4 protein-coding genes and 19 tRNA genes are annotated in these 7,309 nt (G+C 37.4%); all 23 read right to left on the bottom strand.

Translation table 11 applies throughout. The features are described 5' to 3' along the window. Positions 1-140: 140 nt before the first annotated feature. A complete protein-coding gene (locus tag BN55_RS08745; protein WP_008471749.1) occupies positions 141-2,213 on the bottom strand; it encodes an LTA synthase family protein in 2,073 nt (690 codons plus the stop codon). A gap of 88 nt (positions 2,214-2,301) precedes the next feature. Next, positions 2,302-3,315, bottom strand: a complete 1,014-nt coding sequence (locus BN55_RS08740) for a lysylphosphatidylglycerol synthase transmembrane domain-containing protein (protein WP_008471747.1) — start codon at positions 3,313-3,315, stop codon at positions 2,302-2,304. Further along, positions 3,315-4,358 (bottom strand): glycosyltransferase family 4 protein, encoded by a 1,044-nt coding sequence (locus tag BN55_RS08735; RefSeq protein ID WP_040469558.1) that lies wholly within the window; start codon positions 4,356-4,358, stop codon positions 3,315-3,317. Before BN55_RS08735 ends, BN55_RS08740 begins: the two co-directional genes overlap by 1 nt. Next, positions 4,358-5,518, bottom strand: a complete 1,161-nt coding sequence (locus BN55_RS08730) for a glycosyltransferase family 4 protein (RefSeq protein WP_008471745.1) — start codon at positions 5,516-5,518, stop codon at positions 4,358-4,360. Before BN55_RS08730 ends, BN55_RS08735 begins: the two co-directional genes overlap by 1 nt. Before the next feature lie 116 nt (positions 5,519-5,634). Continuing rightward, positions 5,635-5,718 (bottom strand) — tRNA-Leu (locus tag BN55_RS08725). Positions 5,719-5,749: 31 nt separating this feature from the next. Next, a tRNA-Cys gene (locus BN55_RS08720) sits at positions 5,750-5,820 on the bottom strand. A gap of 21 nt (positions 5,821-5,841) precedes the next feature. Further along, positions 5,842-5,913, bottom strand: a tRNA-Gln gene (locus BN55_RS08715). 7 nt (positions 5,914-5,920) lie between these two features. Continuing rightward, positions 5,921-5,993 (bottom strand) — tRNA-His (locus BN55_RS08710). 14 nt (positions 5,994-6,007) lie between these two features. Next, positions 6,008-6,078 (bottom strand) — tRNA-Trp (locus BN55_RS08705). A 7-nt stretch (positions 6,079-6,085) separates the two neighbouring features. Next, positions 6,086-6,167 (bottom strand) — tRNA-Tyr (locus tag BN55_RS08700). 4 nt (positions 6,168-6,171) lie between these two features. After that, positions 6,172-6,244, bottom strand: a tRNA-Phe gene (locus BN55_RS08695). Between the two features lie 5 nt (positions 6,245-6,249). Then, a tRNA-Asp gene (locus tag BN55_RS08690) sits at positions 6,250-6,322 on the bottom strand. A gap of 3 nt (positions 6,323-6,325) precedes the next feature. Then, positions 6,326-6,399: transfer RNA gene (locus tag BN55_RS08685), tRNA-Met, on the bottom strand. A gap of 32 nt (positions 6,400-6,431) precedes the next feature. Continuing rightward, a tRNA-Ile gene (locus BN55_RS08680) sits at positions 6,432-6,505 on the bottom strand. A 12-nt stretch (positions 6,506-6,517) separates the two neighbouring features. Then, positions 6,518-6,591 (bottom strand) — tRNA-Met (locus tag BN55_RS08675). 22 nt (positions 6,592-6,613) lie between these two features. Beyond that, a tRNA-Pro gene (locus tag BN55_RS08670) sits at positions 6,614-6,687 on the bottom strand. A 5-nt stretch (positions 6,688-6,692) separates the two neighbouring features. Then, positions 6,693-6,766 (bottom strand) — tRNA-Arg (locus BN55_RS08665). A gap of 9 nt (positions 6,767-6,775) precedes the next feature. Beyond that, positions 6,776-6,861, bottom strand: a tRNA-Leu gene (locus tag BN55_RS08660). Between the two features lie 12 nt (positions 6,862-6,873). After that, positions 6,874-6,945 (bottom strand) — tRNA-Gly (locus BN55_RS08655). A gap of 18 nt (positions 6,946-6,963) precedes the next feature. Next, positions 6,964-7,037, bottom strand: a tRNA-Thr gene (locus tag BN55_RS08650). 22 nt (positions 7,038-7,059) lie between these two features. Continuing rightward, positions 7,060-7,141: transfer RNA gene (locus tag BN55_RS08645), tRNA-Leu, on the bottom strand. Between the two features lie 18 nt (positions 7,142-7,159). Continuing rightward, a tRNA-Lys gene (locus tag BN55_RS08640) sits at positions 7,160-7,232 on the bottom strand. Between the two features lie 2 nt (positions 7,233-7,234). Beyond that, positions 7,235-7,307 (bottom strand) — tRNA-Val (locus BN55_RS08635). Positions 7,308-7,309 lie beyond the last annotated feature (2 nt).

Raw genomic sequence — 7,309 nt, 5'->3', positions numbered from 1 at the left:
TTATTACTTATCCACATTCTCAGCAGACCTTTATTATATTACTCTCTTTTTCTGAAAATGCAATACCTTTTTGTGTCTTTTTTTCACTTTTTCAATAAAAAAAGACTTGAATATTTCGATTCAAATCTTTTTGTGCATAATTATTTTTCTTCTAACTCCGGTGCGTCAGTTTTAAACTTGCTTTGCGTCGTCTTTTTACCGTTTTGATAGTATAAACTACTCTTTTTCTTTCTTTCTTGTCTTCTCAAACGAGATAAAGACTCTTTCTTTTTATATGAATAATCTTTTCTATTTACAGCCTTAAAGTTTGGTGGAGTATAGAATCTCAATAAATCCCCAGTTATTACCCTATCAGAAAGTGAGAGCTCACTAGTTATGGTATTAGAAATTTGAGCTAGCTTGGCTTTTACTGCCTTAGATGGGTGCTTTATCTTCTTCCCCGTCTTGGTGTAGTAGTAACTTCCTTCAACTCTACTATATTCTGGTGTAATAAAATCACCGTTTCTTTGTGCGACAATTTGAGGCGCGTTTTTCGCCAATAAACTATGTCCCAATTGGATAAAGTTTCTATCATCAATACCTAAAAGATTAAACAAAGTTGGTCTAACATCGATTTCTCCACCATAAGTGTGATTAATGCCACCCCTTAAGCCTGGCATATGAAACATTAATGGCACACGTTGGAATAAAAGATTATCAAAATTATTAAATGAGCTCTGATCTAGCAACTCAGCAGAAGCTTTGTGGTGGTTGCCGGAAATTCCGTAGTGGTCTCCATAAAGCATGATCAAAGTATTCTTTTCTAAACCAGTCTTTTTGAGATAATCCATTAATTCACCGATAGCTTGATCTAAATAATGAGCAGTTTGGACGTAACCATCAACAGTCTTATCTCCCGTATCAGTTTTATCAATTGACTGATTCTTCTTATCGATATCATAAGGATAGTGATTAGTAACTGTAATCATCTTTAAGTAAAATGGCTGCGGTAAATGTTCAATATATTTTATAGATTGATCAAAAAATAGCTTGTCTTTAATTCCGTAGCCGATATAATAGCCCTTTTTGTTCTTGTAATAAGACAAAGGCATAAAATAATCATAGCCAAACGATTTATAAGCATTATCACGATTCCAAAAGGAACCTGCGCCTCCATGCATTACAGCGGTAGTATAGCCAGCTTGCTGGGCTAAAATTGCTGGTGCACTTTGAAAAGTATTAGATGTTCCATAACTTGACATTGCCGATCCTGACTGCAATCCAAATAGAGAGTTTTCAAGCATCATCTCGGCATCGGAAGTTTTTCCTTGGCCAACCTGGTTAAAGAAGTTATCAAAACTGATAGTATCATTAGCATGATAAAGCTTATTTAAGTTAGGAGTGACTTCTTTTCCTTTCCACTTATAATCAATCAAAAATTGCTGAAAACTTTCCAAGTGAATTACTAGGACATTTTTTCCCTTGGCAACTCCGTAATATTGCGGATTAGGAGCAATATAATTCTTTTTAATATAAGACTGAACTGATTGTAAGTCGCTATGATTGGCCTTAGCCATAATCGCATTAGTTTGAGCAGTCTTAACCCCATCATAAGCTGCAAAAGCATTCATCCCTAAATACTTAACAATATAATTATTGTCAAAAGTTCTAGTCAACAATCCTGAACGATCCTTTTGCGCCATCGTAAGATTAATCCCTAAAAAGGTAACTGCTAACGCTTCAATTAAAAGAGAAATCTTTAGTTTTAAACGCCGTACATCCATCTTAAAGACTTTGGTAGCTAAAAGTATAATGATAATTGCAATATCAAAAAAGGCTAAAAAGTCGCTCCCCTGGGTAATTCCTGCAATACTTTTACCCAAATTATCTGATGAAGAACCTGAAGTTTTAATTATAGAAAACGATAGAAAATCAGAGAATTCTCGATAGTATAGAATATTAGAAAATAGCCATAATGAAAGTAAAAAGTCAATAACGACCATAATCCAATAAGATTTTCGGCCCTTAAAAAATAAACCTATACCGATAAGCAATACAGCTGCGGGCAACGGATTAAGGAGCAACAAAAAATGCTGCATTGGTCCCGTCACACCAAGATTAAACTTATTGACATAAATAAAATATGTCTTTAACCAAAACAAAACTATCACAAATAAGAAAAACCCTAATTTTGTTTCAGTTAGCCATTTATAAAAGGCCTTCAACTTAGCCATTTAATTTCCCCCTACAAACTTTCTCTTTCAAAATGGTACTACTAATTACCTACAAAGATAAATAGATAAATAGAAATTTAACAATTAATTACCCTTTTATTTTTTTAGGTTTGAACAACCAACCCAAAATTCCTAGTAGCATTCCAAAGAAATAAGTTGTAAATCGCCATAAAAACATCCCTAGCACTAATAACAGGTTAGAGCTTATAAATGTTGAAAATAAAGTTTGAAAACTAAACTCAGCCCCGCCCGATGCTCCAGGAATAGGAATAATTGCCATAAACATGATAATCATGATATTCATTTGAGTAACGCTAATCCAAGACGCTGAAATATTAAGAGCCAGCAAGATAAGGTACGGAATTGAGTAAAAGCATAACAATTGTCCGATCGTAAAAATTGTTGCAAAAATTAATTTCTTTTTTTGTCTTTTTAAACGCTGACCTTCTGCATAGAATGTATCTATTTTTTCCATCGTTTCTTTACGCCACTTTTCTACGCGCTCTTTTTTCATGAATTTAGCTAAAAGATTCATCAGCCAATTAGTGGCATTTTTTGTCCAGTTATAGGCAAACATAATTGCTAGCAAAAAAAGAATTGACGAAACATGTATAGCAAAACCGATAATGATAAAAATAGCCAAGCCACTAAACTTGGTTACCACCATATGAAAACCAAAACAAATAGTAGTCACATAGGCAAACAAGACACAAATTTGATAAATGATAAATTTCATTAACAAAATTGAAGTAGCTCTTCCGCCCTCAATTCCCATTTGAATCATGGCCACCAATTGAGATGGCTGTCCTCCTGTAGACATAGGCGTAATTGCATTGAACAAAGCTTGAATTAGTGGAATTCTAAAAAAAGACCATGCACTTCTTTTAGGTTCATTTTTTTGATGTTCTAATACAGCGATGATACTGGCCTCAAAAACATACGATAAGACCATCACTAGAAGAACTAAAATTAAGAAAAATACATTTAAATTGCTAGCCGCTTGCATTAATTGATGAAGCGGAGTTGTACGTAACTCTTGAAAAATTACAAATCCACTAATTGCTAAAACTACAAGCATCCCTATTAGATGTTTTTTATTCATTATTTTATTTGTCCTAATTTCTTTCCAATTTCATACTGTTCATTATAAAATTTCTTCCAAATTTCAGCTAAATGGTCTTCAGAATATTCCAAACTAGCTTTTTCTGATAAAGTTTTGTATTTGCTTAATACACCAGGATTATTTTTGACAAGCTTTACTTTTTCATTTAGCTCATCAAAGTCTCGGCCTTCTAAATAATATCCATCGATAATTGCTTTATATAATTCCAAATCCCTTAATAGAACAGGCGTATTACATGAAAAAGCTTCTAAAACAGACATTGGAAATAATTCATCATAAGAAGGTAAAAGAAATAGATCTGCTATATTTAGGTAATTTACCAATTCATCCCTATTTACAATTCCTGTAAATTTTAAATTTGCCGGTGGATTATCGACTAATTTCTTAAAGTGATCATAACCATCAGTAATCTTTCCAAAAGAAAAGCCACCTGCCCAGATAAATTGGATATCTGGGTTAGCAATTGCCAATTTTGCAAAGTCATCCACGCCTTTTCTTTCTTGAACCTGTCCATCACCAAAAACTACAAATTTATTTAGATCAATATCTAATTTTCTTCTAAAAGAATTTTTTTCTTCTTGAGTTTGCTCATAAAATTCGCTTTTTGCTACAAAATTAGGAATATATTTTACTTTGTCAGGATTAATACCATGTTTAGCCAATTTATCTATAAAAATTGGATTTACGACAACAATTTGATCCATACGATTATAAAAATCAATTACATACTTATAAAATACCTTCTTAGCTGTAGCAGGTAACTTTATTGAACCTTCTAAAGTTTCAGGTAAAAAATGAACATAGCCAATTTTTCTGCCACGATTTGGTGAAAAACTATTAGCAAAATAAGTTGGATTGATTGTATGATAGTGCGTTAAATCACTTTGACCATATCGATTAACTGTTACGTAAAAATCTTCAACTAAACGCGTTCTTAATAACCGCATTAATTCATTGTAAGCAGATCCTACTCCTTGACCTTGAACTGAATCTGCTTGTGAGAACATGTTTATTCTTATCATTATTCAACCTCTATTTTTTGATGACGCTTTATAGCATCAGTATAAAAATCAATTACGTTTGTAGCAAATGTATCAGACGAAACTTCTTTTAATTTTTCTTCTTGAATGGCTTGTGGTATCTTATTCTTTCCTCTTTTAATCATTTCAAGAATATTTTCTTCTAATTCAGCCTGGGTAGTAAAAGTTAGCCCTAGAGCCGGATTGTCAAAAATTTGCTGCGTATAATCTGTTTTATAAACAACACAAGCAGTTCGTGCTGCAACTGACTCAATATAGGTTAATCCTTGAGTCTCCGTATCACTAGCAGAAACAAATAAATCTGCCATTCTATAATAATTTCCAACATCCGTATGTTCGACGCTACCAGCAAAAATGACATATTTTTCTAAGGTTAGACGAGCAACCTGATCTTTTAGATCTTGCATATCTGGCCCATCACCAGCAATTACAAATTTTACGTTTGGATATTTTTCAACAAGACGCGGCATAATATTAAGAATTTTATCTATTTTCTTTTCAGCTGCTACTCTACTCAAGGTAAGCAAAACAAAATCATCATCACTTAATCCTAAATCCCTGCGCACATCTCTTTTTGGATTTTCATTTATTCCTTGCAAATCAACGCCAGTAGGAATTACTCGAATTGGAATCTTTACTCCGTATCTTAAAAGGGTTTTATGGGTCTGTTCACTAGGGGCAATAACACCATCCATACTATGCAAATAAGCACGTACAAACTGTTTGACATGATACGGCTTAAGAAGATGACCATTTAAAACATAGTGCAAATAGTCTTCATACATGGTGTGATAAGTATGTACTGCAGGTATATCAAGACTATGAGCAATATATTTTCCAATCATTCCCATAGAAAATTCCGTTTGCGTATGTACGACATCTAATTTAACTTCTTTAGCAATTTTGCTTGCTTGAAACAATCCGCGAAAAGCAATTCGTCGATCGGTAAAAGATACAAAAGGTACGCTTCCTACTCTGAAAACATTGGGCTCTACAGTACCTTTAGCAACGTGCGGGTCAGTCGTAGTAAAAATAAAAACCGAATGTCCTTGTTTTTCTAAAGCATTTTTTAACGTTTGTATCGACGTTGCTACTCCGGATATCTGTGGAAAATAGGTATCTGTAAAAAGACCAATGTTCATTATATTACCTCCATATAGGGAACATTATACGGGTTGTTAGATTTACTTGCAATTTTGCGAAAAAAAAAGACGTGAGTTTCACTCACGTCTAAGACCAGCCAGAATGTCTGAAATAATAGCGGTGATCGGGGTCGAACCGATACGTCCCAGGGGACACCAGATTTTGAGTCTGACGCGTCTGCCAATTCCGCCACACCGCCATAATTCAATTGAATCAGAAAATTCAGGCGAAGGCGGTGATCGGATTTGAACCGATGATGAGGGTTTTGCAGACCCGTGCCTTACCACTTGGCTACACCGCCATCTTCTGATTTATTAACAAATTGGGATAGTTGGATTCGAACCAACGCATGATGAAGTCAAAGTCCATTGCCTTACCACTTGGCTATATCCCAATGTTAGGGCGGAATGTGGGGCTCGAACCCACGCATGCCGGATCCACAAACCGGTGTGTTAACCGCTTCACCAATTCCGCCGTGATATTAAAAACAGGGATAGTAGGAATTGAACCCACACTAGCGGTTTTGGAGACCGATGTACTACCTTTATACGATATCCCTATTTAAATGGAGGCCAGTGGATTCGAACCACCGAACTCAGAGAGAGCGGTTTTACAGACCGCCGCGTTTAGCCACTTCGCTAGGCCTCCAGAATGGCGCGGGACGGAATCGAACCGCCGACACAAGGAGCTTCAATCCTTTGCTCTACCAACTGAGCTACCGAGCCATTTACGGTCCCTACCGGATTCGGACCGGTGATCTCCTCCGTGACAGGGAGGCGTGATAACCACTACACTAAGGGACCATATTGCGGGAATAGGATTTGAACCTATGACCTTCGGGTTATGAGCCCGACGAGCTACCAGACTGCTCCATCCCGCGATGATGCTATATAAAAAAACAAAGATCCATAATGGACCTTGTAGGACTCGAACCTACGACCCGACGGTTATGAGCCGTCTGCTCTAACCAACTGAGCTAAAGGTCCAAGTATACCTTATAGCGGCGGGGGGGATCGAACCCTCGACCTCCCGGGTATGAACCGGACGCTCTAGCCAGCTGAGCTACACCGCCAAAAAATGTAACCAAGTTACAATCGGGAAGACAGGATTCGAACCTGCGACCCCCTGGTCCCAAACCAGGTGCTCTACCAAACTGAGCCACTTCCCGAAGAGTGCACCCTGAAGGATTTGAACCTTCAACCTTCTGATTCGTAGTCAGACACTCTATCCAGTTGCGCTAAGGGTGCATCATTATATGCCGAGGACCGGAATCGAACCGGTACGGTTGTCACCAACCGCGGGATTTTAAGTCCCGTGCGTCTGCCAGTTCCGCCACCCCGGCATGATAATGATAAGCGGAAGACGGGATTCGAACCCGCGACCCCCACCATGGCAAGGTGATGTTCTACCACTGAACTACTTCCGCATAAATATTTAATTGTAATGCCGATTAAAGGATTCGAACCTTCGACCCCCTGTTTACAAAACAGATGCTCTAACCAGCTGAGCTAAATCGGCGTCGCTCTACCGTAGGCGGAGATACGGGTGATGGGACTTGAACCCATACGTCCTAAAACACTAGAACCTAAATCTAGCGCGTCTGCCAATTCCGCCACACCCGCATATTATATTAGGGCCAATGAGTCGTGGCAGTCTCGAACTGCCGACCCTCTGATTAAAAGTCAGATGCTCTACCAACTGAGCTAACGACTCAATGGAGAATACAGGGTTCGAACCTGTGACCTCCTGCTTGTAAGGCAGATGCTCTCCCAGCTGAGCTAATTCTCCAT

It is taken from the genome of Lactobacillus hominis DSM 23910 = CRBIP 24.179, from assembly GCF_000296835.1.
Lineage (GTDB): Bacteria > Bacillota > Bacilli > Lactobacillales > Lactobacillaceae > Lactobacillus > Lactobacillus hominis.
This window is presented reverse-complemented; position numbering and strand designations above follow the sequence as displayed.

What these genes read in the sequence shown, in the direction of transcription:
- BN55_RS08745 (WP_008471749.1), bottom strand. Translation starts at nt 2,213, where the DNA reads ATGGCTAAGTTGAAGGCCTTTTATAAATGGCTAACTGAAACAAAATTA.
- BN55_RS08740 (WP_008471747.1), bottom strand. Translation starts at nt 3,315, where the DNA reads ATGAATAAAAAACATCTAATAGGGATGCTTGTAGTTTTAGCAATTAGT.
- BN55_RS08735 (WP_040469558.1), bottom strand. Translation starts at nt 4,358, where the DNA reads ATGATAAGAATAAACATGTTCTCACAAGCAGATTCAGTTCAAGGTCAA.
- BN55_RS08730 (WP_008471745.1), bottom strand. Translation starts at nt 5,518, where the DNA reads ATGAACATTGGTCTTTTTACAGATACCTATTTTCCACAGATATCCGGA.